Raw genomic sequence first — 26,294 nt, forward strand, 5'->3', positions numbered from 1 at the left:
TCGATGGGGGAAACGGCCAGTGTCGCGCCGGGCCGCACGTACGCCCAGACGCAGATCGTCCCGCGCGCGGGCAGCGGCGTACCGGTCGATCAACCGGGCCGGTTGCGCATCCAGTCGGCCGTGTCGTAGAACGAATGCATGAGCCGCTCGCGCAGCGGCTCCGGCAGCCCGACATCCTCCATCGCCCACGCCATGCAGCGCAGCCACTGGTCGCGCTCGACCGACGCGATCGGGAACGGCAGGTGCCGCGCACGCAGGCGCGGATGGCCGAACCGGCTGATGTAGTGGTCAGGGCCGCCGAGCCAGCCGCACAGGAACCAGAACAGCTTGTCGCGCGAACCGTCGAGCGACGGCGGATGCAGCGCGCGAATCTGCGCGAACTCGGGCTCGAGGTCCATCAGGTCGTAGAAGCGGTCCACCATGTCGCGCACGCGGGCTTCGCCGCCCACGAGCTCGAACGCCGTCGGCTGCGACGGCGCATCGTCATTCACATCGGTCATACGGATAGTCGGGAAACGGGATCTTCGGGGCCGCAGGCGACGCTCACGCGTCGCGCAGCGACTGCAGCGCGGGGCGCCGCAACACATTATGCAGGCTCAGCCAGCCGGCCGCACCGGCACAGAAGACGCCGGCCGCGACGCCGGCCGGCACGAGCCACGGATCGACGGCGAGCTGGAAGTCGAACACGCGCGACGCGAGCACCCAGCCGACCGCGATCGCGCCCACCGACGCCAGCACGCCGGCCAGCGCGCCGACCATGACGAATTCCGCGCGCTGCACCGCGTTGACCTGCGCGCGCGACGCGCCGAGCGCGCGCAGCAGCGCGGCCTCGCGCACGCGCTCGTCGCGCGAGCCGGCAAGCGCCGTGTACAACACGAGCACGCCGGCCGCGAGCGTGAACGCGAACAGGAACTGCACGGCTCCGACCACCTGCAGCATCATCCGCTGCAACTGCGCGAGGATCGGCGCGACGTCGATCGCGGTCAGGTTCGGGTAGCGCGCGATCAGCGGATCGAGCAGCGCGGCGTTCGATGCGGGCAGATGGAAGCTCGTCAGGTAGACGGCCGGGAAATCCTTCAGCACCGGCGGCGGCATCAGCACGAAGAAGTTGACGCGAAACGAGCCCCAGTCGAGCTTGCGCACGCTCGTGATTGGCGCACCGACCGTCAGCCCCGTCACGTCGAAGCGCAGCGTGTCGCCGGGTTTCACGTTCAACGTCTTCGCGAGGCCGGCTTCGATCGAGATCTGCGGCGTGGCCGCGGCGCCGAACCAGTCGCCTTCGACGATCCGGTTGTCGGACGGCAGCTCGGTCGTATACGACAGGTTGAATTCGCGATCGACGAGCCGGCGCGCCTCTTCCGACGGGTACGCGTCCGGATTCACCGGCTTGCCGTTGATCGCGACGAGGCGGCCACGCACCATCGGCGCGGGCACCGCGTCGTGCACGCCGTGCGCGGCCAGATAGGCAGCGACCTCGGCACGCTGGTCGGGCTGGATGTCGATCAGGAACTGGTTCGGCGCATCGGGCGGCGTCGACTGCCGCCAGCCCGCCACGAGGTCGTTGCGCGTGATCGCGATCAGCAGCAGGCACATCAGGCCGAGCGCGAGCGCGGTGATCTGCAGCGCGCTGGCCGTGCCGCGCCGGTGCAGCGACGCCAGCGCGTAACGCCAGCCGACGCCCGCGGCCACGCGCGCATTGCGCACCGCGCGGGCGGCCGCGAACAGCACGAGCCGGGCGATCAGCGCGAACCCGACGAGCGCGCCGGCAAAGCCGCCCGCGACGATCAGGCCGAGCTTCAGGTTGCCGGCGGCCACGATCAGCAGCCCCGCGAACAGCACGACGCCGACCGCATACGCGGCCCACGCGGTGCGCGACGCATCGCCCCACTCGCGTCGCAGCACGCGTACTGGCGGCACGCGCGTGAGCGGCACGAGCGGCGGCAGCGCGAAACCGAGCAGCAGCACGAGCGCGGCGCCCATGCCGATCAGCGCCGGCCACAACGTGGGCGACGGCAGCGCGACGTCGATCAGGCTGCCGAGCGCGGCCAGCAATGCCCAGTGGCCGCCGTAGCCGAGCACCGCGCCCGCGGCGCCCGATACGATGCCGACACCGGCGAACTCGAGCGCGAACAGCGCGCCGAGCGTGCGGCGGCTCACGCCGAGGCAGCGCATCGTCGCGCAGCCGTCGAGATGACGCCGCATGTAGCGCTGCGCGGCCATTGCGATCGCGACGGCCGCGAGCAGCGCGGTCAGCAATGCCACGAGCGTCAGGAAATGGCGCGCGCGATCCAGCGTCTGCCGCACCTGCGGCTGCCCTTCCTGCAACGACTCGAGCCCGACGCCGCGCAGCTTCCCGCCGTCGACGCGGGCATGCGCATAGGTTTCGAAGCGCGCGACGGCCGCTGCGTCGCCGGCGACCAGCAGCCGGTACGTGACGCGGCTGCCATAGCCAGTGAGCCCCGTCGCGGCGAGCTCGTCCGCGCGCATCATCAGCCGCGGCGAAAAATTCACGAACGAAAAGCCGCGATCGAGTTCGCGGGCAATCGCCGCGGCGACCGTGAACGTGCGCAGCCCGACGCGCACCGTATCGCCCGCCTTCAGGTGCAGCGCGTCGAGCAGCGCCGGGTCGGCCCACACGGTGCCCGGCGCGGGGATCGCGGACGCCTTCTGCGCGGTGGTCGCACCGGCCGGCAGGATCTCGACCGCGCCGCGCAGCGGATAGCCGGGCGACACGGCCTTCACGGCCGCGAGGCGCGACGGCGCCGCATCGGCGGCCTGCCCGCCCGCGGCGGACGCGATCATGCTCGGGAAGATGGCGGTCGTCGCGGTACGCAGGCCGAGCGCGCGAGCCTGGCGGTCGAACGACGGATCGACGGGGCGATCGGCGCGCACGACGAAATCGGCGCCGAGCATCTGGCGCGCGTCGCGCTCGAGCCCCTGGCGCAGCCGATCGGCGAGAAAGCCGACGCTCGTCAGCGCCGCGACCGCGAGCACCAGCGCGAGCACCAGCAGCGTCAATTCGCCCGCGCGCCAGTCGCGCGCGGTCATCCGGGCAGCCTGATGGATCAGGTCGCGCAGGCCGAAGCGGCCGGCATGCGCATGCCCGTCATGGCCGGGGTGCCCGGCCGGCGGCTGCGCCGCGTGTTGCGGCCCCTTCAATCGCGCTTCCCTCCGATCGAGTTGAGCCGCGACACCATGTGGTTCGCCATTCCGCGAAAGCCGCCCGACACGCCGCGCCACAGGCGCGGCAGCGCCCACGCCGACGCGGCGATGAACGCGGCGAGCAACACGAGGAACGCGAGCGGAACGAAGAACGCGAGGACGAGCCCGCCGACCACGAGACCATCCTCGGTCGACGACGCGAACCAGTTCGAAATCGGTTCGGGAGACAGGTTGATCAGCGCGCGCGTGCCGGCCTTCGCGACGTGCGCGGCGCCGGCGAGCGAGCCGCCGGCGAGCCCCGCGACCGCCAGCATGGCCGGATCGGCATGGCCGAGCGCGCCGGCCGCGAGCACGGCGCCCGCCGGAATGCGGATGAAGGTATGCACGGCATCCCACAGCGAGTCGAACGCGGGGATCTTGTCGGCAAGGAATTCGGTGACGGCGAGCACGGCCGCGGCGCCGATGACCCACGGCGACATCAGCACCGCCAGCGTGTCGGGCAGATGGAGCCAGCCGAACCGCGCCAGCATGCCGGCGATCAGCACCGTCAGGTACAGGCGCAGGCCGCTCGCCCACGCGAGCCCCGCGCCGAGCGAAATGGCTTCGATCATGGCCCTCTCCTTGCACTTTCCGTGCGTTTTGCCGATTGATCGGATCGGGTCGGACAGACCGGCCGCGCGGCGCATGGCGACCGGCACCGCGTGCCGCGAGCGGCACGACGGGATTCAGGCCCGAATACGTTCCATTATAGACAGGCTGGCCAGGCGACCGGCGCAATTCCGCGGCGCGGGGCGGCGCCCGGGCACATGCGCGCCCCGCATACCGTCGTCAGGCGGCCGACGACAATTTCAGGCCGACCAGCCCCGCGACGATCAGCGCCGCGCTCGCGACGCGCGCGACGCTCAGCGCCTCGCCCATCATCACGATGCCGAACACGAACGCGCCGACCGCGCCGATGCCCGTCCACACCGCGTACGCGGTGCCGAGCGGCAACTGGCGCATCGCGACCGCGAGCAGCCCGAAGCTGGCCAGCGCCGTCACGATCGTGAACACCGACGGACCGAGCTTCGTGAAGCCGTCCGACGATTTCAAGCCGGCCGCCCAGGCCACTTCCAGCAAACCGGCAATCAACAACCATACCCACGCCATCTCGACGTACTCCGTATCGGATGGGGCCGTCCCCGTTGAAGCGAATGGCCCGGGGTCGTCCCCGGGCGGCGCCGAGTATAACAAGCAGCTTACAGACCTGCCGGCGGCCGGGCATGCCGTCGGTCGAGGCGCGGCGCGACCGGCCGGACGCGGTCAGTTCGCCACGCGCTTCGGCGCGCCGCCGCCGACGCAGCGGTCGTCGCGGTACAGCGCCCATTCCTCGCACACGCGGCCATCCTTGAACACGCACATGCCGACCTGCCCGCTCGACAGGTTACGGATCACGTGGCGGCCGCCGAGCTTCTCGCAGTTGACCGACGCGGGATTGGCCAGCGCCGCCGGCGCGGGCGGATGCTGCCCGGGCGGCAGCGGCTGGGCGAACGCGCCGGGCGCAACCAGCGCCAACGCACAGATGACGACCAGACGGACGGACATTGCACGCTCCTCGATTTCGTTCGCGCAACGGTCAGGATAGCGGGGATTGCGCAGCCGGTGTGCAAGGCCGGCGCCGGTCGCGCGGCTGTCGCGCCGGCGCAACCCTGCCGGGGCGCGACGTCGCGGCCGCATGCGCGGCCGCGCACCGCCCGTCACACGGCGCCGACGAGCCGGTAGCCGACGCCCGTCTCGGTGACGATGTGCTCGGGCTGCGCGGGATCGGCCTCGAGCTTCTGGCGCAGATGCGCCATGTAGATGCGCAGGTAGTGATGGCTCTCGACGTGCGACGGCCCCCACACGTCGCGCAGCAGTTGCCGGTGCGTGAGCACGCGCCCCGCGTGACGCACGAGCGTCGCGAGCAGCCGGTATTCGAGCGGCGTCAGGTGCACGATCTCGCCGTCGCGCCAGACCTGGCGCAGCGCGAGATCGACGCTCACGCCGCCGAAGCTCACCTTCGGCGACTCGTTCGCGCCGCCCTGGTTGCGCCGGCGCAGTTGCGCGCGAATCCGCGCACGCAGTTCGGACACGCCGAACGGCTTGGTCAGGTAGTCGTCGGCGCCCGCGTCGAGCGCCGCGACTTTCTCGTCCTCCTGCGTGCGGGCGGACAGCACGATCACCGGCACTTCGGACCAGCCGCGCAGCTCGCGGATCACGTCGAGGCCGTCGGTGTCGGGCAGACCGAGATCGACGATCACGAGGTCGGGCTTGCGCGTCGCCGCGTCGATCAGCCCCTGCTTGCCCGTCTCGGCTTCGAACACCGCGATGTCCTCCTCTTCGAGCGCGGCGCGCACAAAGCGGCGGATCTGCTTTTCGTCTTCGATCAGGACGACGGTCAGGGTGGGTTCACTCATGGTCGGGCAATGACTCGGATGGGGGCGATGCGTCCGGCAGGTCGGATTCGTCGTCGGGCACGGCCGGCGCGGCTGGCGGCGTGTCGACCGGCAGCGTGAACCAGAAGCGCGCGCCCGTCACGCGGCCGTCGGGCGCGGTGCGGTTGAGCGCGCCGATTTTACCGCCGTGCGCCTCGACGATCGCGCGGCAGATCGCGAGGCCGAGCCCGATGCCCGGCGTCGCCGATTCCTTCTCGCCGCGCGTGAACTTGTCGAAGATGCGCACTTCCATCCCGGCCGGCAGGCCCGGGCCGTGATCGTCGACGTGCACGCGCACGAATGGCTGGCCGTCGTCGGTCACGCGCTCCGCACCGATGTCGAGCGACGTATCGGGCGGCGTGTACTTCGCCGCGTTCTCGAACAGGTTGGTGAACAGCCGCTCCATCAGCACCGCGTCCATCTGCAGCAGCGGCAGGTCCGCCGGCAGCGCGACGCGCACGGGATGGCGCGCGAGCACGCGCCGGCAGGCTGCGAGCGCGGCGCCGACGGTTTCCTCGAGCAGCGACCACTGGCGCTTGAGCTGCAGGCTGCCGGCCTGCAGCCGTGCCATGTCGAGCAGGTTCGTGACGATGCCCGTCATGCGCAGCGCCTCGTCGTGAATCGCGTCGACGAGTTCGCCCTCGCGCTGCGCGAGCCGGCCGGCCGCCGCGGCATCGCCAGCCTGCGCGGCCGCGCGCCCGTTCGCGAGCATCGACGAAAAACCGACGATCGTCGTGAGCGGCGTGCGCAGGTCGTGCGAGATCGCCGACAGCAGCGAGTTGCGCAGCCGCTCGGATTCCATGTTGACGAGCGCGTCGCGCGCGATCTCGACGTAGTGCACGCGTTCGAGCGCGAGCGCGATCTGCGCGGCGAATGCGTCGAGCATCCGATGCTGCTCGGGGACCTCGAGTTCGCGCGGCTCGCGCGACGCGACCGCGAGCACGCCGCGCGTGCGCATCGGCGCCTTCAGCGGCAGGTACAGCGCGGCCGTCGCCGGCAGCGTATCCGTGCCGCGCCCGGCCGGCTTCTGCTGGTCGTACACCCACTGGCCGACGTCGCTGTCGAGCTCCGCACCCGTCAGCGTGACGGCCGCGTCGGGCTCCTCGATCTTCTGCCGCACCTGATCCGCGCTGTCGGGCAGCAGGAACGCGACGCGCGCGCGGAACACCTCGCCCACGTGACGGCTGCCGATCTCGACGATCTGCTCGGTCGTCAGCGCCGCGCCGAGCTCGCGCGCCATCGCGTAGATCGCGCCCGTGCGACGCTCGCGGCGCTGCGCGACGCTCGCCTGGCGCGTCAGCGTCGACGTCAGGTGGCTGATCACGAGCGACGTCAGCAGCATCCCGAAGAAGGTCAGCAGGTATTGCGTGTCGCTGACCGAGAACGACATGCGCGGCGGCACGAAGAAGAAATCGAACGCGGCCACCGACAGGAACGATTGCAGCACGCCCGGGCCGCGCCCCAGCCGCACCGCCGAAAACACCACGCCGAGCAGGTACAGCATCACGAGGTTCGTGAGGTCGAGCCGCCCGGACACGACACTCGCGACGCCGGTGATCGCCGCGCAGATCGCGGCCGCATACGCGTAGTGGCGCGGCGGCGAGCGATGCGTGCCGAACTGCGCGAACGCGTCGCGCCAGACGCGCGCCCGCGCGTCGAGCGGCGCGGCGCGCGTCTCGTCGCTCGCGGACGCGCGGATCAGCATCAGGTCGACGTCGCCCGCGCGCTCCGCCAGCTGCTCGCCGAACGGCCGCGCGAAGCGGCGCGCGAGCCCGACCTTCGGCGAGCCGCCCGCGACGAGCTTCGACACGTTGCGCACCTTCGCATAGCCGATCAGCGCGGCGACCGCGTCGGCGCCGGCGAGCGTGGCCGTCTCCGCGCCGAGCTCGGCCGCGAGCTTCAGCGCGTCGAGCGTGCGCTGCCGCCGCGCGTCGGGCAGCCGCTGCAGGCGCGGCGTCTCGACGTATACGGCGATCCAGTCGGCCTTCAGGCTCGCGGCGAGGCGCGCCGCCGCGCGCACGAGCGTCGGCGCCTCGGCGCCCGGGCCGACGCACACGAGCAGCCGCTCGCGCGCCTGCCAGATGCGCTGGATCGAACGATCGGCGCGGTACTCGCGCATCTGCGCGTCGACGCGATCGGCCGTGCGCCGCAGCGCGAGTTCGCGCAGCGCGATCAGGTTGCCCTTGCGGAAGAAGTTGCGCACCGCGCGCTCGGCCTGCTGCGCGAGATACACCTTGCCGTCGCGCATCCGCTCGAGCAGCTCCTCGGCCGGCAGGTCGACGAGCGTGACTTCGTCGGCCGCGTCGAACACGCGATCGGGCACGGTCTCCCACACGCGGATGCCGGTGATCGCGCCGACCACGTCGTTCAGGCTTTCGAGGTGCTGGACGTTGACGGTCGTATACACGTCGATGCCCGCGTCGAGCAGCTCGTAGACGTCCTGCCAGCGCTTCAGGTGCCGTGCGCCCTGCACGTTCGAATGCGCGAGCTCGTCGACGAGGATCAGTTGCGGCGCACGCGCGAGCGCGCCGTCGAGATCGAATTCGGCGAGCGGGCGGCCGCGATAGTCGATGCGGGCGGGCGGCAGCACGTCGAGGCCGTCGAGCAGCGCGGCGGTTTCGGCACGGCCGTGAGTCTCGACGATGCCGACGACGACGTCGACGCCTTCCTGCCGGCGCTGGCGCGCGGCCTGCAGCATCGCGTAGGTCTTGCCGACGCCGGCGGACGCGCCGAAGAAGATCTTGAGCTGGCCGCGCCGCTGCTTTTCTTCGTCTCGTTGCAGCTTGTCGAGGAGTTGGTCGGGATCGGGACGGTTCATGCGTCAGAAGGGCGGCGCGCCGGATGGCGCGCGAGATACAGCCATTGTGGTTCCAAATCGCCGCAAAAGGCAAAGACGGCGCGCGCGCCGTCGAAACGAAGTCGGGCCCGGCGCGCAGCCAGCCGCGCCGGGGAGCCTGCACGCACGCTCGCTCAGCGCGCGGCCTGCGCCGCGTCGAGCGCGAGATTCAGCTTCAGCACGTTCACGCGCGGCTCGCCGAGCACGCCGAACTGGCGGCCCGTCGTGTTCGCGGCGACGATCCGTGCAACCGCGTCCGGCGCCAGGTTGCGCGCCTTCGCGACGCGCGCGACCTGGTACGCGGCCGCGGCCGGCGTGATCTCCGGATCGAGGCCGCTCGCCGACGCCGTCACGAGGTCGACCGGCACCGGCTTCGACAGGTCGGTGCCCGCGTCGCGCAGCGCGGCGATGCGCGCCTTCACCTGGTCGGCGAGCGACGGGTTCAGCGGGCCGAGGTTCGAGCCGCCGGAGCCGGCCGCGTTGTACGGCATCGGCGCGGTGGCCGACAGCCGGCCCCAGAAATACTTCGGCGCGTCGAACGACTGGCCGATCAGCGCGGAGCCGACGACCTTGCCGTCCTGCTCGATCAGGCTGCCGTTGGCTTGCGACGGGAACACGGCCTGACCGAACACGGTCATCACGGCCGGGTAAGCGAGCCCCGTCACGGCGGTCAGGATGACGAACAGCACGACGAGGGGGCGAATCAACGATTTCATGATGGTTCCTTCAAGGACGGCCGGCTCAGGCCCAGCCGAGCGCGGCGAGCGTCATGTCGATCAGCTTGATGAACGGGAACGGCAGCAGCACGCCGCCGAGGCCGTAGACCAGCAGGTTGCGGCGCAAGAGCGACGCGGCGCCGAGCGGCCGGTAGGTCACGCCCTTCAGCGCGAGCGGGATCAGCGCGACGATGATCAGCGCGTTGAAGATCACCGCGGACAGGATCGCGGACGCCGGCGACGTCAGATGCATGATGTCGAGCACGCGCAGTTGCGGATAGGTCGTCACGAATGCGGCGGGGATGATCGCGAAGTACTTCGCGATGTCGTTCGCGATCGAGAACGTCGTGAGCGACCCGCGCGTCATCAGCATCTGCTTGCCGATCTCGACGATCTCGATCAGCTTCGTCGGGTTCGAGTCGAGGTCGACCATGTTGCCGGCTTCCTTCGCCGCCTGCGTGCCGGTGTTCATCGCGACCGCCACGTCGGCCTGCGCGAGCGCCGGCGCGTCGTTGGTGCCGTCGCCCGTCATCGCGACGAGCCGCCCGGCCGCCTGGTGCTCGCGGATCGTCGCAAGCTTGGTTTCCGGCGTCGCTTCCGCGAGGAAATCGTCGACGCCCGCTTCCGCCGCGATCGCCGCGGCCGTCAGCCGGTTGTCGCCCGTCACCATCACGGTCTTGATGCCCATCTTGCGCAGTTCCGCGAAGCGCTCCTTGATGCCGCCCTTCACGATGTCCTTCAGCTCGATCACGCCGAGCACGCGCGCCGCGCCGGCCTGCAGGTCGGCCACGACGAGCGGCGTGCTGCCGCGGCGCGCGACGTCGTCCACCGCGCGGCGCACTTCTTCCGGGAAGCGGCTGCCGTGGGTTTCGACGTAGCGGCGGATCGCGTCGGCCGCGCCCTTGCGGATCTCGCGGCCGGGCAGATCGACGCCGCTCATCCGCGTCTGCGCGGAAAAGCCGAGGAACGTCGCATGCAGTTGCGCCATGTCGCGCTGACGGATGTTGAAGCGCTCCTTCGCGAGCACGACGATGCTGCGGCCTTCCGGCGTTTCGTCGGCGAGCGACGACAGTTGCGCGGCATCGGCCAGCGCTTCCTCGGTCACGCCCGGCGCCGGCACGAACATCGATGCCTGACGATTGCCGAGCGTGATCGTGCCGGTCTTGTCGAGCAGCAGCACGTCGACGTCGCCGGCCGCTTCGACCGCGCGGCCCGACGTCGCGATCACGTTCGCCTGCATCATGCGGCTCATCCCGGCCACGCCGATCGCGGACAGCAACCCGCCGATCGTCGTCGGGATCAGGCACACGAGCAGCGCGACGAGCGCGGTGATCGTCACCACGTGGCCGGCCTTCATCGCGTCGACCGAGAACATCGAGAACGGCAGCAGCGTCGCAGTCGCGAGCAGCATCACGATCGTCAGCGCGACGAGCAGGATCGTCAGCGCGACCTCGTTCGGCGTCTTCTTGCGCTTCGCGCCTTCGACCATCGCGATCATCCGGTCGAGGAACGCCTCGCCGGGGTTCGCGGTGACCCTGACGACGATCCAGTCGGACAGCACGCGCGTGCCGCCCGTCACCGACGAGAAGTCGCCGCCCGATTCGCGGATCACCGGCGCGGATTCGCCGGTGATCGCCGATTCGTCGACCGACGCGACGCCGTCGACGACTTCGCCGTCGGCCGGGATCACGTCGCCGGTCTCGACCAGCACGACGTCGCCTTTGCGCAGGTCGGATGCGGTCGTGATGCGGATCGGCGACTTCGGATGCGGCTCGTTGAGCTTCTTCGCCATCACGTCCTTCTTCGCGCTGCGCAGCGACGCGGCCTGCGCCTTCGAGCGCCCTTCGGCGAGCGCTTCGGCGAAGTTCGCGAACAGCACCGTGAACCACAGCCACAGCGCGATCGCGAGGATGAAGCCCGCGGGCGCCTCGGCCTGGCCGGAGAGCGCCGCGATCCACAGGATCGTGGTCAGGATGCTGCCGACGTACACGCAGAACATCACCGGGTTGCGGAACTGCGTGCGCGGCGTGAGTTTCTTGAACGAATCCACGATCGCCGGGCGCAGCAGCGCCGGATCGAACATGGACCGTGTTGCGGAATGTTGAGTCATTGCGATCTCTTCAAGCTCTTCAGTCTTTTCGGTGTGTCGCCATGCGGGCGCGCGTCACGCGCCCAGCCACATCATCAGGTGCTCGACGCCCGGGCCGAGTGCGAGCGCCGGCACGTAGGTCAGCGCGCCTACCAGCAGCACGGTGCCGAGCAGCAGCACGACGAACAGCGGGCCGTGGGTCGGCAGCGTGCCGCCCGTCACCGCGATGCGCTTCTTCGCGGCGAGCGAGCCGGCGATCGCCAGCACCGGCACGATCGTGCCGAAGCGGCCGAACCACATCGCGATCGCGGTCATCCAGTTGTAGAACGGCGTGCCGACCGTCAGGCCCGCGAACGCGCTGCCGTTGTTGTTCGCGGCCGAGCTGAACGCATAGAGGATTTCCGAGAAGCCGTGCGGGCCCGGGTTGGCGATGCCGGCCTTGCCCGCGTCCGCCAACACGGCGATCGACGTGCCGACCAGCACGAGCAGCGGCGTGAGCAGCACGACGATCGACACCATCTTCATCTCGTACGACTCGATCTTCTTGCCGACGTATTCCGGCGTGCGGCCGATCATCAGGCCGGCGACGAACACCGCGAGCAGCGCGAACACGAGCATCCCGTAGAGGCCGGAGCCGACGCCGCCGTAGACCACCTCGCCCAGCTGCATCAGCAGCATCGGCACGAGGCCGCCGACCGGCGTCAGCGAATCGTGCATCGCATCGACCGCGCCGCACGACGCGGCCGTCGTCGCGACCGTGAAGATGCCGGTCTGCGCGATCCCGAAGCGGGTTTCCTTGCCTTCCATGTTGCCGCCCGGCTGCAGCGCGCTCGCCGACTGGTCGACGTGCAGCGAGGCGAGCGTCGGGTTGCCGCCCTGCTCGGCGCTCACCTCGACGCCGGTCGCGACCGCGAACGCGACCGTCATCGCCGCGAGCACCGCGATGCCCTGCCGCCGGTCCCCGATCATGCGGCCGAACACGAGGCACAGCGCGGCCGGGATGATCAGGATCGAGAAGATCTGCAGAAAGTTCGCGAACGGCGTCGGGTTTTCGAACGGGTGTGCGGAGTTCGCGTTGAAGAACCCGCCGCCGTTGGTGCCGAGCATCTTGATCGCTTCCTGCGACGCGACCGGGCCCATCGCGAGCGTCTGCTTCATGAGTGGTGTCGGCACCGTCACCGGGTTGCCCTTGTCGTCCTTCACCGGGCTGCCCTGCGCATCGAGCTTCGGCGCCGCATAGGTGCTCGCCTGGAGCACCGGCACGTCCTGGTACGCCTTCATGTTCTGCAGCACGCCCTGGCTCATCAGCAGCGCGGCGACGAGCGCCGCCATCGGCACGAGCACGTACAGCGTCACGCGCGTGAGGTCGACCCAGAAGTTGCCGATCGTCTGCGCGGTGTGACGCGCGAAGCCGCGGATCAGCGCGATCACGACGACGATGCCGGTCGCCGCCGACAGGAAGTTCTGCACGGTCAGGCCCAGCATCTGCGACAGATAGCTGACGGTCTGCTCGGGCGCGTAGTCCTGCCAGTTCGTGTTCGCGACGAAGCTGACGGCCGTGTTGAACGCGCCATCGGGCGTCATCGCGCCGAACTGCTGCGGGTTGCCGGGCAGGAAGCCCTGCAGGCGCAGCAGCCCGTAGAGGAACAGCGCGCCGAGCGCGTTGAACGCGATCGTCGCGAGCGCATACTGCTTCCAGTTCATCTCGGTGCCGGCATCGACGCCGGCGACGCGGTACAGCGCGCGTTCGAGCGGCCCGAACACGCGCACGACGCGCGAGCTGCCGTCCATTACCGCGCTCAGGTAGCGCGCGACCGGCACGGCCGCCGCGAGCAGCACGACGATGAACAGCAGCGTCTGCAACAGGTTGTTCGCGTTCATTCGATGTCCTCCGCGCGCAGCAGCGCAAAGACGAGATACGCGAACAGCAGGGCCGTCGAAGCGCCCGCCAGCCAAAGCATCCAGGTCATGCGCGCCCCCCGCGACCGTATTGCACGAGCTTGTCGCAACCGGCAAGCAAACCGAGGATCAGCGCGGTGAAGAGCACCAGTGCGCCGATGAAAACCCCATCCATTTTTTGTTCTCCGTCGTCGAAATCGGACGACTAGAACCTTATGGGAACGCGTGTAAAGGGCGGGTCAAAGCTATCGGGGCGGGTGTAAAAAACGCGTAAACGCGTGCGGCAGGGAACGACGGACCGAACGTGCGGCGGGACTTCGGCCGGGTCGGGAGAGCGGTCGGGAGACAAGACGGGCGGCACGCCGGCGCCCGTCCGCGACGGGACGTGCCGGCGTGGCGCCAGCACGAACGGGATGCGTCAGGGAACGAGGATCGTCGAGCCAGTGGTCTTGCGCGCCTCGAGGTCGGCATGCGCGCGGCCGACTTCCGCGAGCGGGTAGCGCTGGTTGATGCTCGTCTTCACCTTGCCCGACAGGATCACGTCGAACAGCTCGGTGGCCGCGACGTCGAGATCGGCGCGCTTCGCGATGTACGAGAACAGCGTCGGGCGCGTGAAGAACAGCGAGCCGCGCGACGAGAATTCCTTCGAGTCGATCGGCGGCAGCGGGCCCGACGCGTTGCCGAAGCTGACGAAGTAGCCGAGCGGCGCGAGGCTGTCGAGCGAACCGACGTAGGTGTCCTTGCCGATCGAATCGTAGACGACCGGCACGCCCGCGCCGTTCGTGATCTCCTTCACGCGCTGCGTGAAGTTCTCGCGCGTGTAGACGATCGGATGATCGCAGCCGTGCGCCTTCGCGAGCTCGGCCTTCTCGTCGGAGCCGACCGTCCCGATCACGGTCGCGCCGAGCGCCTTCGCCCACTGGCACACGAGCAGCCCGACGCCGCCGGCCGCCGCGTGGATCAGGATCGTGTCGCCGGCCTTCACCGGGTACGTGCGGCGCAGCAGGTAGTGCGCGGTCAGCCCCTGCAGCATCACCGACGCCGCGTCGTCGTAGCTGATCCCGTCCGGCAGCTTCACGACGCGCTCGGCCGGCATCACGCGCTCCTGCGCATAGGCGCCGGGCGGCTGCCCGACGTACGCGACGCGGTCGCCGACCTTGAACGCGGTCACGCCGTCGCCGACGGCCGTCACCTCGCCCGCCGCCTCCATCCCGAGGCCGCCGGGCAGCGGCTGCGGATACAGGCCCGTGCGGAAATACACGTCGATGTAGTTGAGCCCGACCGCGTGTTGCCGGATACGGACTTCGCCCGCCTTCGGCGCGCCGACCTCGACATCGACCCACTTCATCACGTCCGGGCCGCCCGGTTGGTCGTATCGGATTGCTTTCGGCATCGTTTTGCTCCTCTTCTGTCTGGAATCTGGAAATCCGGTTCGGCGAGTGCATCGACATTGCCGCTGCGGCGATGCGTGTGAACACGGGTCGTAGCGGAGGATTCTCGCGCGTCGTGCGCGCTCACGCAGCGCGTCGTTGCAATCCCTTCACATTGGTAGGGTTTTCGCGGGAAAGGGATTGCATGGGCCGCCGTCACACTTGGTCACGTTCCTATCAGGGCGTTTGGGTCGTATGAATTTCCGCTCGGTTCGCATTGACTGAGGCCGGCCGCACCGGGGTTTGAACTCACGTTACGAATGCTCGATCGAGGGGCAATCGTAGGAGACTGGCGCTTTCAGCCAATCCTTCCCGATGGAGCATGCGTCACGGGGCATTGCGGGCTGGATCAGTCCATCTTGCCCGAACTGCTACAAGGAATCGAATCCCTTCTATCGTTCAGCGGAACGAGCCATTCACCGTAATCGAGGCCCTCGCGCGCGGAGGGACGTGCCTGGGTCTACGCCGTAGTCGGCCACCGACGGCTTCGCCGAATGCGCAAGCGCGCTCGACAGCGAAGCATTCGGCACGATCCGTCCGACACTCCGCGGCCGATCACATACGGCAACTTCTTGAACGAAGCCCCCGACCGCTAAAGCGCGGCGCTCTTCAACAGCTGCCTAGCAAACATCCTGCATGTTCCGCGCCAGATCGTCGAGCAGCATCCGCGCGGTCGCGACGTTGGTCGCGACCGGCACGTCGTGCACGTCGCACGCGCGCACCAGCGCGGTGATGTCGGGATCGTGCGGCTGCGCGGTCATCGGATCGCGCAGGAACACGACGATGTCGACGCGGCCGTCGGCCAGTTCCGCGCCGATCTGCAGGTCACCGCCGAGCGGCCCGGACAGCTTGCGCTCGACCTCGAGCCCGTGCGCGGCGGCGATCCGGCCGCCCGTCGTGCCGGTCGCCACCAGCCGGCATTGCGCGAGCGTCTCGCGATACTGGCCTGCGAGCGCGACGATCTCGTCCTTCTTCGCATCGTGCGCAATCAGTGCGATGCGGGGTTTGCTCATCTCCGTCTCCTTTGTCGTTCGGTTGTTGTCGTCGTGAATCGAAAAGCGCGGGTCAGAACGTACCCGGATACGCGCCGCCGTCGAGCAGCCAGTTCTGCCCGGTGATGTAGCCGGCATGCACGCTGCACAGGAACGCGCAGGCCGCGCCGAATTCGGCGCGCGTGCCGAGCCGCCCGGCCGGGATGTCCTTGGTGCGCCGCGCGCGCATCTCGTCGACCGACACGCCCTGCGCCTTCGCCGACGCGGCGAGCGTCGTCGCGATCCGGTCGGTGTCGAACAGCCCCGGCAGCAGGTTGTTGATCGTCACGCCCTGCCCCGCGACCTTGCGCGACAGCCCCGCGACGAAGCCGGTCAGCCCCGAGCGCGCGCCGTTCGACAGCGCGAGCACGTCGATCGGCGCCTTCACCGCCGAACTCGTGATGTTGACGATCCGGCCGAAGCCGCGGCCGATCATCCCGTCGACGGTCGCGCGGATCAGCTCGATCGGCGTCAGCATGTTCGCCTCGAGCGCGCGGATCCAGTCGTCGTGGGAGAAATCGCGGAAGTCGCCAGGCGGCGGCCCGCCGGCATTCGTCACGAGAATGTCCGGCCGCGGGCACGCGGCGAGCGCGGCCGCGCGGCCGTCCGGCGTCGTGATGTCGCACGCGACCGCCGTGACCGACACGTTCGCGCCGGCGCGGATCTCTTCCGCGGTTTCCTCCAGCGTGTCGCGCGTGCGCGCGACGATCACGAGGTTCACGCCCTCGGCGGCCAGCGCTTCCGCGCAGCCGCGCCCGAGACCCTTGCTGGCCGCGCACACGAGCGCGGTCTTTCCTTCGATACCGAGATCCATCGTCGCTTCCCTGGTGGCGCGCGTGCCGGCGCGGCCCCGCGTGGCCGCCGGCGAGGCGGACAAACGGGCGTGCGCGGCACGCGGATTGTCGTGAGACGTCGATAATATCCGGATCGCGCGGCGCGCCTTGGTAAAATTGCGGCCATGAGCGACGGCCGGCCCGTACCCGCCGCCGCCCCCGATCCCCTTTTGCCGCCAAGGCACCCCGTCATGAAACAGGACAGCCGTTTCCCGAACCTCTTCATCACCGATCACCCGCTGATCCAGCACAAGCTCACGCACATGCGCGACAAGGACACGTCCACGCGCACGTTCCGCGAACTGCTGCGCGAGATCACGCTGCTGATGGGCTACGAGATCACCCGCAACCTGCCGATCACGACCAAGCGGGTCGAAACCCCGCTGGTCGCGGTCGACGCGCCGGTGATCGCCGGCAAGAAGCTCGCGATCGTGCCCGTGCTGCGCGCGGGCATCGGGATGTCGGACGGCCTGCTCGACCTGGTGCCGTCCGCGCGCGTCGGCCACATCGGCGTGTACCGCGCCGACGACCACCGCCCGGTCGAATACCTGGTGCGCCTGCCGGACCTGGAAGACCGCATCTTCATCCTGTGCGACCCGATGGTCGCGACCGGCTATTCGGCCGTGCACGCGGTCGACGTGCTCAAGCGCCGCAACGTGCCGGCCGCGAACATCATGTTCGTCGCGCTGGTCGCCGCGCCCGAGGGCGTGCAGGTGTTCCAGGACGCGCACCCGGACGTGAAGCTGTTCGTCGCGTCGCTCGACTCGCACCTGAACGAGCACGCGTACATCGTGCCGGGCCTGGGCGACGCCGGCGACCGCCTGTTCGGCACCAAGAACTGACCGCACCGAGCGGCCCGGCACGCCGCGACGGCCGCCCTGGCCGTTCGGCCATGCGCGGCGGCCCCGAACCGGCGGTCGCCGCGTGATAAAATCACGATCCACTCGACACGCGCGGCCCCGCGGCTTCATGCCCGCCGACACGGCCGCCGATTCAACGACACATTGCAACAATCGCCCGCGCTGCGCGCCCGGGCACGGAGAAAGGTATGGCTGGTCATTCGAAATGGGCCAACATCAAGCATAAGAAGGCTGCGGCCGACGCGAAGCGCGGCAAGATCTGGACCCGCCTGATCAAGGAAATCCAGGTGGCGGCGCGCCTCGGCGGTGGCGACGTCAACTCGAACCCGCGCCTGCGTCTCGCGGTCGACAAGGCAGCCGACGCGAACATGCCGAAGGACAACGTCAAGCGCGCGATCGATCGCGGCGTCGGCGGTGCGGACGGCGCGAACTACGAAGAGATCCGTTACGAGGGCTACGGCATCAGCGGCGCGGCGATCATCGTCGACACGCTGACCGACAACCGCACCCGCACGGTCGCGGAAGTGCGCCACGCGTTCTCGAAGTTCGGCGGCAACATGGGCACCGACGGCTCGGTCGCGTTCATGTTCGATCACGTCGGCCAGTTCCTGTTCGCGCCCGGCACGTCGGAAGACGCGCTGATGGAAGCCGCGCTCGAAGCCGGCGCGAACGACGTGAACACGAACGACGACGGCTCGATCGAAGTGCTGTGCGACTGGCAGGCATTCTCGGCGGTGAAGGACGCGCTCGAAGCCGCGGGCTTCAAGGCCGAACTCGCCGAAGTGACGATGAAGCCGCAGAACGAAGTCGAATTCACCGGCGACGACGCGGCGAAGATGCAGAAGCTGCTGGACGCGCTCGAGAACCTCGACGACGTGCAGGACGTGTATACGAACGCCGTCATCGTCGAGGAATGAGATGCCGGCCGCCGCGCAGCTGTCGCGGCGGCGGCCCGACCGATTTCGCGGCCGGCGCGCCTGAGCGTGCCGGCCGCCCTGTTTTCTAGTCTGCGGGGAATCCCATGAAACTACTCGTCGTCGGTTCCGGCGGCCGCGAACATGCGCTGGCGTGGAAGCTCGCGCAGTCGCCGCGCGTCCAGATGGTCTACGTCGCGCCCGGCAATGGCGGCACGGCGCAGGACGAGCGTCTGAAGAACGTCGACATCACGGCGCTCGACGAACTCGCCGATTTCGCGGAACGCGAAGGCGTCGCGTTCACGCTCGTCGGGCCGGAAGCCCCGCTCGCGGCCGGCATCGTCAACCTGTTCCGCGCACGCGGCCTGAAGGTGTTCGGCCCGACCCGCGAAGCCGCGCAGCTCGAAAGCTCGAAGGATTTCGCGAAGGCGTTCATGAAGCGCCACAACATTCCGACGGCCGACTACGAGACCTTCGCCGATGCGGCCGCCGCGCACGCGTACATCGACGCGAAGGGTGCGCCGATCGTCGTGAAGGCCGACGGCCTCGCGGCCGGCAAGGGCGTCGTCGTCGCGATGACGCTCGAAGAGGCCCATGCGGCCGTCGACATGATGCTGTCGGGCAACAAGCTCGGCGATGCCGGCGCGCGCGTCGTGATCGAGGAATTCCTCGACGGCGAGGAGGCCAGCTTCATCGTGATGGTCGACGGCAAGCATGCGCTGGCGCTGGCTTCCAGCCAGGACCACAAGCGCCTGCTCGACGAAGATCGCGGCCCGAACACCGGCGGCATGGGCGCGTATTCGCCCGCGCCGATCGTCACGCCGCAGATGCACGCCCGCGTGATGCGCGAAATCATCATGCCGACCGTGCGCGGGATGGAGAAGGACGGCATCCGCTTCACCGGCTTCCTGTACGCGGGCCTGATGATCGACAAGGACGGCAATCCGCGCACGCTCGAATTCAACTGCCGGATGGGCGACCCGGAAACGCAGCCGATCATGGCGCGCCTGAAGAGCGATTTCTCGAAGGTCGTCGAGCAGGCGATCGCGGGCACGCTCGACACCGTCGAGCTCGACTGGGATCGCCGCACCGCGCTGGGCGTCGTGCTCGCCGCGCACGGCTACCCGGACGCGCCGCGCAAGGGTGACCGCATCAACGGGATCCCGGCCGAGACCGAACAGGCCGTGACGTTCCATGCGGGCACGACGCTCGCCGACGGCGACAAGCTCGTGACGTCGGGCGGACGCGTACTGTGCGTGGTCGGCCTCGCCGATTCGGTGCGCGAAGCGCAGCAGCATGCGTACGACACGATCAACCAGATCAATTTCGAAGGCATGCAGTACCGCCGCGACATCGGCTTTCGCGCGCTCAATCGCAAGAGCGCGTGACGTCGCCCTCGCCGTCCCGCGCGCTCGCGGCGGCGGCCCGTCTGCCGGCGTTCGATAGAATGCCCGGCAGACGCTTTTTTTACGGCCCCCGCCCAGAGTGGGGGCAGCCAGTCCAGACATGACCGATCCGACCTACGACGTGACGCGCGTGCGCACGTACCTCCAGGGCCTGCAGACACGCATCGCCGACGCGCTCGGCGCACTCGACGGCACGCCGCTCGCGACCGACACGTGGCAGCGCGGGCCGGCCGAACGCCTGCGCGGCGGCGGCTGCACGCGGATTCTCGAAGGCGGCCGCGTGTTCGAACGCGCGGGAATCGGCTTTTCCGACGTCGCGGGCGACGCGCTGCCGCCGTCGGCGAGCGCGGCGCGCCCGCAGCTCGCGGGCCGCGGCTTCGAGGCGCTCGGCGTGTCGCTCGTGCTGCACCCGCGCAATCCGTACTGCCCGACCGTGCACATGAACGTGCGGATGCTGATCGCGACGAAACCGGGTGAAGACCCCGTGTTCTGGTTCGGCGGCGGCATGGATCTGACACCGGTTTACGGCTTCGAGGACGACGCGCGGCATTTCCACCAGACCTGCAAGGATGCGCTGGACCCGTTCGGCGCCGAGCTCTACCCGCGCTTCAAGCAATGGTGCGACGAATATTTCTTCCTGAAGCACCGCAACGAAACGCGCGGTATCGGCGGGATCTTCTTCGACGATTTCTCGGAGCCCGGTTTCGAACGCGCGTTTGACATGATGCAAAGCGTAGGGGACGCGTTCCTGCGCGCTTACCTGCCGATCGTCGAGCGCCGCGCCGGGTTGCCGTACGGCGAGCGCGAGCGCGACTTCCAGGCCTACCGCCGCGGCCGTTACGTCGAATTCAACCTCGTGTTCGACCGCGGCACGCTGTTCGGCCTGCAAAGCGGCGGCCGGACCGAGTCGATCCTGATGTCGATGCCACCGGTCGCGAACTGGCGCTATAACTGGCAACCCGAGCCGGGTTCGCCGGAAGCGCGCCTGTATAGCGACTTCCTCGTGCCGCGCGACTGGGTCTGAGCCCGGGCGTGCCGCTGCCCCAACGAAAGGACGCGTTTCTGGACACCACCGCCCGCCCCGCCCCGCTGCCGCGTCGTATCGGCTTGCTGGGCGGTACCTTCGACCCGATCCACGACGGCCACCTCGCGCTCGCGCGCCGGTTCGCCGCGCTGCTCGACCTGACCGAACTCGTGCTGCTGCCGGCCGGGCAGCCGTACCAGAAGCGCGACGTGTCGGCCGCCGAGCACCGGCTCGCGATGACGCGCGCGGCCGCCGCCACGCTGTCCGTGCCGGGCGTGACCGTGACCGTCGCCACCGACGAGATCGAGCACAGCGGCCCGACCTACACGGTCGAGACGCTCGCGCGCTGGCGCGAGCGGATCGGCCCGGATGCGTCGCTGTCGCTGCTGATCGGCGCCGACCAGCTCGTGCGCCTCGATACGTGGCGCGACTGGCGCACGCTGTTCGACTACGCGCACATCGGCGTGTCGACGCGCCCGGGCTTCGAGCTCGGCGCGGCGCCGCCGGACGTCGCACGGGAAATCGCCGCGCGGGAGGCCGGCGCCGACGTGCTGAAGGCCACGCCGGCGGGCCGCCTGCTGATCGATACGACCCTTTCGTTCGACATCGCCGCGACCGACATCCGCGCGCACCTGCGCGAATGCATCGCACGCCATGCGCAAATGCCCGACGCGTCGGCAGAACATGTGCCGGCCGCCGTATGGGCCTATATTCTTCAACATCGCCTCTACCATTCCTGAATCCATGGATATTCGCAAACTGCAGCGCGTGATCGTCGACGCCCTCGAAGACGTCAAGGCGCAAGACATCAAGGTGTTCAACACCAGCCACCTGACCGAACTGTTCGACCGCGTGGTCGTCGCCTCGGGCACCTCCAACCGCCAGACCAAGGCGCTCGCGTCGAACGTGCGCGACAAGGTCAAGGAAGCCGGCGGCGATGTCGTCAGCTCCGAAGGCGAGGACACCGGCGAATGGGTGCTGGTCGACTGCGGCGACGCGGTCGTGCACATCCTGCAACCGGCGCTGCGCCAGTACTACAACCTCGAGGAAATCTGGGGCGACAAGCCCGTGCGGATGAAGCTCGGCGGCGGCAAGGGCAACGGTTTCGCGACGGCGAGCGAAGACGACGAGGAAGAGGAAGAAGCGCCCGCACGCCCGGCGCGCAAGACGGCCGCCCGCCGCCGTTAAGCCGTCACGCATGCCCCGATGAAGCTTTTCATCCTCGCGGTCGGCCACAAGATGCCGGGCTGGATCGCATCCGGCTTCGACGAATACACGAAGCGGATGCCGCCCGAACTGCGCATCGAGTTGCGCGAAATCAAGCCTGAATTGCGTTCGGGCGGCCGCAGCGCCGAAAGCGTGATGGCGGCCGAGCGGCAGAAGATCGAGGCCGCGCTGCCGAAGGGCGCGCGCCTCGTCGCGCTCGACGAGCGCGGCCGCGACTGGACCACGATGCAGCTCGCGCAGGCGCTGCCCGGCTGGCAGCAGGACGGCCGCGACGTCGCGTTCGTGATCGGCGGCGCCGACGGGCTCGATCCGGAACTTAAAGCGCGCGCCGACGTACTGCTGCGCATCTCCAGCATGACGCTGCCGCACGGCATGGTGCGCGTGCTGCTCGCCGAACAGCTTTACCGGGCGTGGAGCATCACGCAGAATCACCCCTACCACCGCGCATGACGTGTCGTCCTCGAGACGCGCGCCGCGCGCGCCTAACGAGATAACGACACCATGCCGTCCAGCACGTCCCCCGCGTTTTTCCCGATCCTTTACCTCGCCTCGCAAAGCCCGCGCCGCCAGGAGCTGCTGCAGCAGATCGGCGTACGCTTCGAGCTGCTGCTGCCGCGCCCCGACGAGGACGCCGAGGCGCTCGAAGCCGAACTGCCCGGCGAAGCCGCCGACGCGTACGTGCGGCGCGTGACCGTCGCGAAGGCCGAGGCCGCGCGTGCGCGCCTCGTCGCGAGCGGCAAGCCGCCCGCGCCGGTGCTCGTTGCGGACACCACGGTGACCATCGACGGCGCGATCCTCGGCAAGCCGGCCGACGCCGACGATGCGCTCGCGATGCTCACCCGCCTCGCGGGCCGCGAACACGAGGTGCTGACGGCCGTCGCCGTGATCGGCGCCGATGGCGAACTGCTGCCGCCCGCGCTGTCGCGCTCGTCGGTGCGCTTTTCAAACGCACCGAGCGACGCGTTCGCGCGCTACGTCGAAACCGGCGAGCCGTTCGGCAAGGCCGGCGCGTACGCGATCCAGGGCCGCGCGGCCGAATTCATCGAGCGAATCGACGGATCCCATTCAGGTATCATGGGTCTGCCCCTTTTTGAGACTGCCGCGCTGCTGCGTGCCGCACGCGTCGCCTTCTGAACCGCACCATGAACGAAGAAATCCTGATCAACCTCACGCCGCAGGAAACGCGCGTCGCACTCGTCCAGCAAGGTGCGGTGCAGGAGCTTCACGTCGAGCGGACGCTGTCGCGCGGACGGGTCGGCAACATCTATCTCGGCAAGGTCGTGCGCGTGCTGCCCGGCATGCAGTCGGCATTCATCGACATCGGCCTCGAGCGCGCGGCGTTCCTGCACGTCGCCGACATCTGGCATCCGCGCCTCGCGGGCGAGCCGCAGTCGGGCGCGCCGCACCAGCCGATCGAGAAGATCGTGTTCGAAGGCCAGACGCTGATGGTGCAGGTGATCAAGGATCCGATCGGCACGAAAGGCGCGCGGCTGTCGACGCAGGTCAGCATCGCGGGCCGCACGCTCGTCTACCTGCCGCAGGAGCCGCATATCGGCATCTCGCAGAAGATCGAGAGCGAGGCCGAACGCGAGGCCGTGCGCGCGCGCCTGACCGCCGTGATCCCGCCGGACGAGAAAGGCGGCTACATCGTGCGGACGATCGCCGAGGATGCGACGTCCGACGAACTGGCCGGTGACGTCGCGTACCTGCGCAAGACCTGGGCGACGATCGTCGCGCAAGCGCAGCGGCTGCCGGCGACGAGCCTGCTGTACCAGGATCTCGATCTCGCGCAGCGCGTGCTGCGCGATTTCGCGAACGACGACACGACGCGCATCCAGGTCGATTCGCGCGAGACCTACCAGCGCCTGTCGGAATTCGCCGGCGAGTTCACGCCGGCCGTGAGCCCGAAGCTGCATCACTACACGGGCGAGCGGCCGCTGTTCGACCTGTACAACATCGAGACGGAGATCCAGCGCGCGCTGTCGCGCCGCGTCGACCTGAAGTCGGGCGGTTACCTGATGATCGACCAGACCGAGGCGATGACGACGATCGATGTGAACACGGGCGGCTATGTCGGCGCGCGCAACTTCGACGACACGATCTTCAAGACCAACCTCGAGGCCGCGCATACGATCGCGCGGCAGCTACGGCTGCGCAACCTCGGCGGGATCATCATCATCGACTTCATCGACATGGAGAACGCCGAGCATCGCGACGCGGTGCTGTCCGAGCTGAAGAAGGCGCTGTCGCGCGACCGCACGCGCGTGACGGTCAACAGCTTCTCGCAGCTCGGACTCGTCGAGATGACGCGCAAGCGCACGCGCGAATCGCTCGCGCACGTGCTGTGCGAACCGTGCCCGACCTGCCAGGGCAAGGGCCAGGTGAAGACGTCGCGCACCGTGTGCTACGACATCCTGCGCGAGATCCTGCGCGAGTCGCGCCAGTTCAATCCGCGCGAGTTTCGCGTGATCGCCGCGCAGCAGGTGATCGACCTGTTCCTCGACGAAGAATCGCAGCATCTGGCGATGCTGATCGACTTCATCGGCAAACCGGTGTCGCTGCAGGTCGAGTCGAACCTGAGCCAGGAGCAGTACGACATCGTGCTGATGTGACGGCGCGTTCTTTTGCGGTTACGCGAAGCCTGCCCGGCGCGGCACGGCTTTCGCGCAACCCGCATGCATCGCCGAACGGCTATTCGTCGTCGGCCGCTTTCCGTGCGAAGCGCTCGATCGCTACGGTATCCCATCGGCCGACACGCATCGCTTCTTCGAGCATGCCGAGCGTGAGCGGTACGAGCTCCGGGTCACGATATTTCGACGAAAACAGCCCAAGGAACGTTCTGACCATATCAAGCGTTTCCGGGCCGATGTATTGCTGATACGGAAAATGCTCTACATCGATCCCGAAGGTCTCGCCCCACTTGTCGATAAATTCGATCGCGTCGATTCCCGTGATGCGGAGATCCTCTTCCATCCGGCTTGAACGTGACAGCTTCAGCGGACCGCCAAAGAGCGGACGCCCCAATTCCTCCCGAGCAAATGCTTCGAGCCGATCCCATGCCGTGTCAGCCATATCGGAGCACTCTGTCTTCCGGTTTTGCAGTGCTGTTGTAGACCTGCACCGTATTCCACATGACGACTGCCGCATCCGTGGCGAGCATGACAGTGCCGACAACGGGCACTGCACGCCCGACGAATGCACCGAGGTTACGAGTCGTCGCGATCCGCATACCACCGGCACCGGCTTTCGTGATGGTCGGCATCCGAATTCCGACGTTGAACGGCAGCGCTTTGCGCGCCGCAAGCGACGCAACGGAGGTGCCGGCCACTGCGCCGCGCGGCTTGCCGGGAACCGGCACATCGTTCTGCCCCAATAGAACGGCAGCCGCAGCACCAAGGTCGTGAAAGCCAAACCGTTTGCAAACCTGATTCACGGCACCCCAGAAAAACAGATCCCCCGGCGTGAGATCCTGACGCCCCTCGTACGAATAGCGATTGTCCGACACACGGCCCTCGTGGTTGTTCGAATGACCGCAGACCTTAGCCAAGCCGAACACGCTCGCCATCCCTGTATTATTCGGTCAGGCGTGCAATAGGCCGCTTGACCAGGCCGCACGGCGAACAGCGCATCGCGCAATTGTTTAAGAACAGTTTCGAAAACGGTCCCGCGATACGCCCGCTTTCGCCGCCAGCGTCACCCATGCAGCATGTCGACAGGGCGCCCGCGCCATCCGCCGCGCTATCCTTTCTCACCTCTCATTCACTCAGCACACACCATGAGCCAAGGCCACAACCGCCGTCAGCGCAAGAAACTCCACATCGGCGAATTCCAGGAACTCTCGTTCAACGCCACCGCGCATTACCGCAACGACATGACCGACCTCGAGCGCGGCCAGTTGATCGATGCATTCATCGACTTCGTCGAAGCGAACGGGCTGCTGACCGTCGCGTCCGCGGACGAAGGCATCGGTGCGTACGTGATCTCCGGCGCGCCGCGCGGCACGACGACCGACGCCGATCGCGAACTCGTGCGCGGATGGCTGGCCGCCCGTCCGGAACTGAAGGACGTCCAGGTCAGCGAATTCGCCGACGCATGGTATCCGGACGCCTGATTTCCCGGGTTCACGCTGCTTCAGGTAGCGCCCGCCCCTGCCCGCCACCACGGCGGGCGCGGCGGGCGTCGCTTCTTCCGAACGATCATCACGGCCGCTGGCGTTGCGGCGTTGATGTCGCTGTCCGCGTACGACGGCTCGAACTCGCCGCACCAGCACACCGCCGGTAGCGGCGCCGGTGCCCGCATCGTCATCAACCACGCGCCGCCGCCAGGCCTCGGACCGGCCGCCGATCCCTTCCTTTTCCCGACGGTCCGCCTGCGATCCGCCATCGAAATCGGTCCTGAAAGCAAGACACGTTAA

27 protein-coding genes are annotated in these 26,294 nt (G+C 68.8%); 11 read left to right on the forward strand and 16 right to left on the reverse strand.

The features are described from left to right. Positions 1–89 precede the first annotated feature (89 nt). From CFB49_RS12545 to CFB49_RS12610, 14 genes are all read right to left on the reverse strand, one after another. Positions 90–500, reverse strand: a complete 411-nt coding sequence (locus CFB49_RS12545; protein ID WP_034207992.1) for a group II truncated hemoglobin — start codon at positions 498–500, stop codon at positions 90–92. 43 nt (positions 501–543) lie between these two features. Further along, complete coding sequence (locus CFB49_RS12550) at positions 544–3,159, reverse strand: ABC transporter permease (protein WP_143329283.1); 2,616 nt, start codon at positions 3,157–3,159, stop codon at positions 544–546. Beyond that, entirely contained in the window at positions 3,156–3,773 is a 618-nt protein-coding gene (locus tag CFB49_RS12555; RefSeq protein ID WP_069618140.1) for a DUF4126 domain-containing protein, read from the reverse strand. Before CFB49_RS12555 ends, CFB49_RS12550 begins: the two co-directional genes overlap by 4 nt. Before the next feature lie 217 nt (positions 3,774–3,990). After that, entirely contained in the window at positions 3,991–4,311 is a 321-nt protein-coding gene (gene sugE, locus CFB49_RS12560) for a quaternary ammonium compound efflux SMR transporter SugE (RefSeq protein ID WP_069618139.1), read from the reverse strand. A 153-nt stretch (positions 4,312–4,464) separates the two neighbouring features. Then, positions 4,465–4,746 carry a DUF333 domain-containing protein gene (locus tag CFB49_RS12565; RefSeq protein WP_089435825.1) on the reverse strand — a complete coding sequence of 94 codons (282 nt, stop codon included), beginning with the start codon at positions 4,744–4,746 and terminating at the stop codon, positions 4,465–4,467. 152 nt (positions 4,747–4,898) lie between these two features. Next, positions 4,899–5,597: a two-component system response regulator KdpE gene (gene kdpE / locus CFB49_RS12570; RefSeq protein WP_069618137.1), complete on the reverse strand. Its 699-nt coding sequence runs from the start codon at positions 5,595–5,597 to the stop codon at positions 4,899–4,901. Continuing rightward, a complete protein-coding gene (locus tag CFB49_RS12575; protein ID WP_089491499.1) occupies positions 5,590–8,433 on the reverse strand; it encodes a DUF4118 domain-containing protein in 2,844 nt (947 codons plus the stop codon). Before CFB49_RS12575 ends, kdpE begins: the two co-directional genes overlap by 8 nt. 152 nt (positions 8,434–8,585) lie before the next feature. Further along, complete coding sequence (gene kdpC / locus CFB49_RS12580; protein WP_069618135.1) at positions 8,586–9,167, reverse strand: potassium-transporting ATPase subunit KdpC; 582 nt, start codon at positions 9,165–9,167, stop codon at positions 8,586–8,588. Positions 9,168–9,192: 25 nt separating this feature from the next. Beyond that, entirely contained in the window at positions 9,193–11,277 is a 2,085-nt protein-coding gene (gene kdpB / locus CFB49_RS12585; RefSeq protein WP_069618134.1) for a potassium-transporting ATPase subunit KdpB, read from the reverse strand. Positions 11,278–11,331: 54 nt separating this feature from the next. Continuing rightward, positions 11,332–13,137, reverse strand: coding sequence for a potassium-transporting ATPase subunit KdpA (gene kdpA / locus CFB49_RS12590; RefSeq protein ID WP_089491500.1), 1,806 nt, complete (start codon positions 13,135–13,137; stop codon positions 11,332–11,334). Further along, entirely contained in the window at positions 13,134–13,226 is a 93-nt protein-coding gene (kdpF, locus tag CFB49_RS12595) for a K(+)-transporting ATPase subunit F (protein ID WP_006752209.1), read from the reverse strand. The genes kdpA and kdpF overlap by 4 nt, the downstream gene beginning before the upstream one ends. A 347-nt stretch (positions 13,227–13,573) precedes the next feature. Next, positions 13,574–14,548: a quinone oxidoreductase family protein gene (locus CFB49_RS12600; protein ID WP_069618132.1), complete on the reverse strand. Its 975-nt coding sequence runs from the start codon at positions 14,546–14,548 to the stop codon at positions 13,574–13,576. A gap of 657 nt (positions 14,549–15,205) precedes the next feature. Continuing rightward, positions 15,206–15,598 carry a methylglyoxal synthase gene (locus CFB49_RS12605; RefSeq protein WP_006478230.1) on the reverse strand — a complete coding sequence of 131 codons (393 nt, stop codon included), beginning with the start codon at positions 15,596–15,598 and terminating at the stop codon, positions 15,206–15,208. A 52-nt stretch (positions 15,599–15,650) separates the two neighbouring features. Next, entirely contained in the window at positions 15,651–16,430 is a 780-nt protein-coding gene (locus tag CFB49_RS12610) for an SDR family oxidoreductase (RefSeq protein WP_089491501.1), read from the reverse strand. Positions 16,431–16,640: 210 nt separating this feature from the next. On the opposite strand from CFB49_RS12610, the gene upp reads away from it, so the two are divergent. From upp to rng, 9 genes are all read left to right on the forward strand, one after another. Beyond that, positions 16,641–17,291: a uracil phosphoribosyltransferase gene (upp, locus tag CFB49_RS12615; RefSeq protein WP_006481871.1), complete on the forward strand. Its 651-nt coding sequence runs from the start codon at positions 16,641–16,643 to the stop codon at positions 17,289–17,291. Between the two features lie 206 nt (positions 17,292–17,497). Beyond that, on the forward strand, positions 17,498–18,226 hold the full coding sequence (locus CFB49_RS12620) for a YebC/PmpR family DNA-binding transcriptional regulator (RefSeq protein ID WP_006478227.1): 729 nt from the start codon (positions 17,498–17,500) through the stop codon (positions 18,224–18,226). Positions 18,227–18,330: 104 nt separating this feature from the next. Then, positions 18,331–19,611, forward strand: a complete 1,281-nt coding sequence (gene purD, locus CFB49_RS12625; protein WP_069618129.1) for a phosphoribosylamine--glycine ligase — start codon at positions 18,331–18,333, stop codon at positions 19,609–19,611. 118 nt (positions 19,612–19,729) lie between these two features. Continuing rightward, complete coding sequence (gene hemF / locus CFB49_RS12630) at positions 19,730–20,653, forward strand: oxygen-dependent coproporphyrinogen oxidase (RefSeq protein ID WP_089491502.1); 924 nt, start codon at positions 19,730–19,732, stop codon at positions 20,651–20,653. An 8-nt stretch (positions 20,654–20,661) separates the two neighbouring features. Further along, positions 20,662–21,393: a nicotinate-nucleotide adenylyltransferase gene (locus CFB49_RS12635; protein ID WP_089491503.1), complete on the forward strand. Its 732-nt coding sequence runs from the start codon at positions 20,662–20,664 to the stop codon at positions 21,391–21,393. 4 nt (positions 21,394–21,397) lie between these two features. Further along, the gene (rsfS, locus tag CFB49_RS12640) at positions 21,398–21,841 is read left to right on the forward strand and encodes a ribosome silencing factor (RefSeq protein ID WP_006484266.1); all 444 of its coding nucleotides are present in this window, start codon (positions 21,398–21,400) and stop codon (positions 21,839–21,841) included. Between the two features lie 18 nt (positions 21,842–21,859). Next, positions 21,860–22,330 carry a 23S rRNA (pseudouridine(1915)-N(3))-methyltransferase RlmH gene (rlmH, locus tag CFB49_RS12645; RefSeq protein WP_006484265.1) on the forward strand — a complete coding sequence of 157 codons (471 nt, stop codon included), beginning with the start codon at positions 21,860–21,862 and terminating at the stop codon, positions 22,328–22,330. 51 nt (positions 22,331–22,381) lie between these two features. Further along, positions 22,382–23,014: a Maf family protein gene (locus tag CFB49_RS12650; protein WP_089491504.1), complete on the forward strand. Its 633-nt coding sequence runs from the start codon at positions 22,382–22,384 to the stop codon at positions 23,012–23,014. 8 nt (positions 23,015–23,022) lie between these two features. Next, positions 23,023–24,492, forward strand: coding sequence for a ribonuclease G (rng, locus tag CFB49_RS12655; RefSeq protein ID WP_050016390.1), 1,470 nt, complete (start codon positions 23,023–23,025; stop codon positions 24,490–24,492). A gap of 79 nt (positions 24,493–24,571) precedes the next feature. Here the strand turns inward: rng and CFB49_RS12660 are convergent, their stop codons facing one another. After that, positions 24,572–24,952, reverse strand: coding sequence for a DUF1493 family protein (locus CFB49_RS12660; RefSeq protein WP_089491505.1), 381 nt, complete (start codon positions 24,950–24,952; stop codon positions 24,572–24,574). Then, positions 24,945–25,385 (reverse strand): STM2901 family protein, encoded by a 441-nt coding sequence (locus CFB49_RS12665; RefSeq protein ID WP_089435827.1) that lies wholly within the window; start codon positions 25,383–25,385, stop codon positions 24,945–24,947. Before CFB49_RS12665 ends, CFB49_RS12660 begins: the two co-directional genes overlap by 8 nt. Positions 25,386–25,655: 270 nt before the next feature. On the opposite strand from CFB49_RS12665, the gene CFB49_RS12670 reads away from it, so the two are divergent. Both CFB49_RS12670 and CFB49_RS12675 read left to right on the forward strand, forming a co-directional pair. After that, entirely contained in the window at positions 25,656–25,991 is a 336-nt protein-coding gene (locus CFB49_RS12670; RefSeq protein ID WP_069618124.1) for a YggL family protein, read from the forward strand. Between the two features lie 111 nt (positions 25,992–26,102). After that, on the forward strand, positions 26,103–26,294 hold the full coding sequence (locus CFB49_RS12675) for a hypothetical protein (RefSeq protein WP_143328586.1): 192 nt from the start codon (positions 26,103–26,105) through the stop codon (positions 26,292–26,294).

It is taken from the genome of Burkholderia sp. AU17457, from assembly GCF_002223255.1.
Lineage (GTDB): Bacteria > Pseudomonadota > Gammaproteobacteria > Burkholderiales > Burkholderiaceae > Burkholderia > Burkholderia sola.

Coding starts and splice junctions, on each gene's coding strand:
- CFB49_RS12545 (WP_034207992.1), bottom strand. CDS start 500: ATGACCGATGTGAATGACGATGCGCCGTCGCAGCCGACGGCGTTCGAG.
- CFB49_RS12555 (WP_069618140.1), bottom strand. CDS start 3,773: ATGATCGAAGCCATTTCGCTCGGCGCGGGGCTCGCGTGGGCGAGCGGC.
- sugE (WP_069618139.1), bottom strand. CDS start 4,311: ATGGCGTGGGTATGGTTGTTGATTGCCGGTTTGCTGGAAGTGGCCTGG.
- CFB49_RS12565 (WP_089435825.1), bottom strand. CDS start 4,746: ATGTCCGTCCGTCTGGTCGTCATCTGTGCGTTGGCGCTGGTTGCGCCC.
- kdpE (WP_069618137.1), bottom strand. CDS start 5,597: ATGAGTGAACCCACCCTGACCGTCGTCCTGATCGAAGACGAAAAGCAG.
- CFB49_RS12575 (WP_089491499.1), bottom strand. CDS start 8,433: ATGAACCGTCCCGATCCCGACCAACTCCTCGACAAGCTGCAACGAGAC.
- kdpC (WP_069618135.1), bottom strand. CDS start 9,167: ATGAAATCGTTGATTCGCCCCCTCGTCGTGCTGTTCGTCATCCTGACC.
- kdpB (WP_069618134.1), bottom strand. CDS start 11,277: ATGACTCAACATTCCGCAACACGGTCCATGTTCGATCCGGCGCTGCTG.
- kdpA (WP_089491500.1), bottom strand. CDS start 13,137: ATGAACGCGAACAACCTGTTGCAGACGCTGCTGTTCATCGTCGTGCTG.
- kdpF (WP_006752209.1), bottom strand. CDS start 13,226: ATGACCTGGATGCTTTGGCTGGCGGGCGCTTCGACGGCCCTGCTGTTC.
- CFB49_RS12600 (WP_069618132.1), bottom strand. CDS start 14,548: ATGCCGAAAGCAATCCGATACGACCAACCGGGCGGCCCGGACGTGATG.
- CFB49_RS12605 (WP_006478230.1), bottom strand. CDS start 15,598: ATGAGCAAACCCCGCATCGCACTGATTGCGCACGATGCGAAGAAGGAC.
- CFB49_RS12610 (WP_089491501.1), bottom strand. CDS start 16,430: ATGGATCTCGGTATCGAAGGAAAGACCGCGCTCGTGTGCGCGGCCAGC.
- upp (WP_006481871.1), top strand. CDS start 16,641: ATGAAACAGGACAGCCGTTTCCCGAACCTCTTCATCACCGATCACCCG.
- CFB49_RS12620 (WP_006478227.1), top strand. CDS start 17,498: ATGGCTGGTCATTCGAAATGGGCCAACATCAAGCATAAGAAGGCTGCG.
- purD (WP_069618129.1), top strand. CDS start 18,331: ATGAAACTACTCGTCGTCGGTTCCGGCGGCCGCGAACATGCGCTGGCG.
- hemF (WP_089491502.1), top strand. CDS start 19,730: ATGACCGATCCGACCTACGACGTGACGCGCGTGCGCACGTACCTCCAG.
- rsfS (WP_006484266.1), top strand. CDS start 21,398: ATGGATATTCGCAAACTGCAGCGCGTGATCGTCGACGCCCTCGAAGAC.
- rlmH (WP_006484265.1), top strand. CDS start 21,860: ATGAAGCTTTTCATCCTCGCGGTCGGCCACAAGATGCCGGGCTGGATC.
- CFB49_RS12650 (WP_089491504.1), top strand. CDS start 22,382: ATGCCGTCCAGCACGTCCCCCGCGTTTTTCCCGATCCTTTACCTCGCC.
- rng (WP_050016390.1), top strand. CDS start 23,023: ATGAACGAAGAAATCCTGATCAACCTCACGCCGCAGGAAACGCGCGTC.
- CFB49_RS12660 (WP_089491505.1), bottom strand. CDS start 24,952: ATGGCTGACACGGCATGGGATCGGCTCGAAGCATTTGCTCGGGAGGAA.
- CFB49_RS12670 (WP_069618124.1), top strand. CDS start 25,656: ATGAGCCAAGGCCACAACCGCCGTCAGCGCAAGAAACTCCACATCGGC.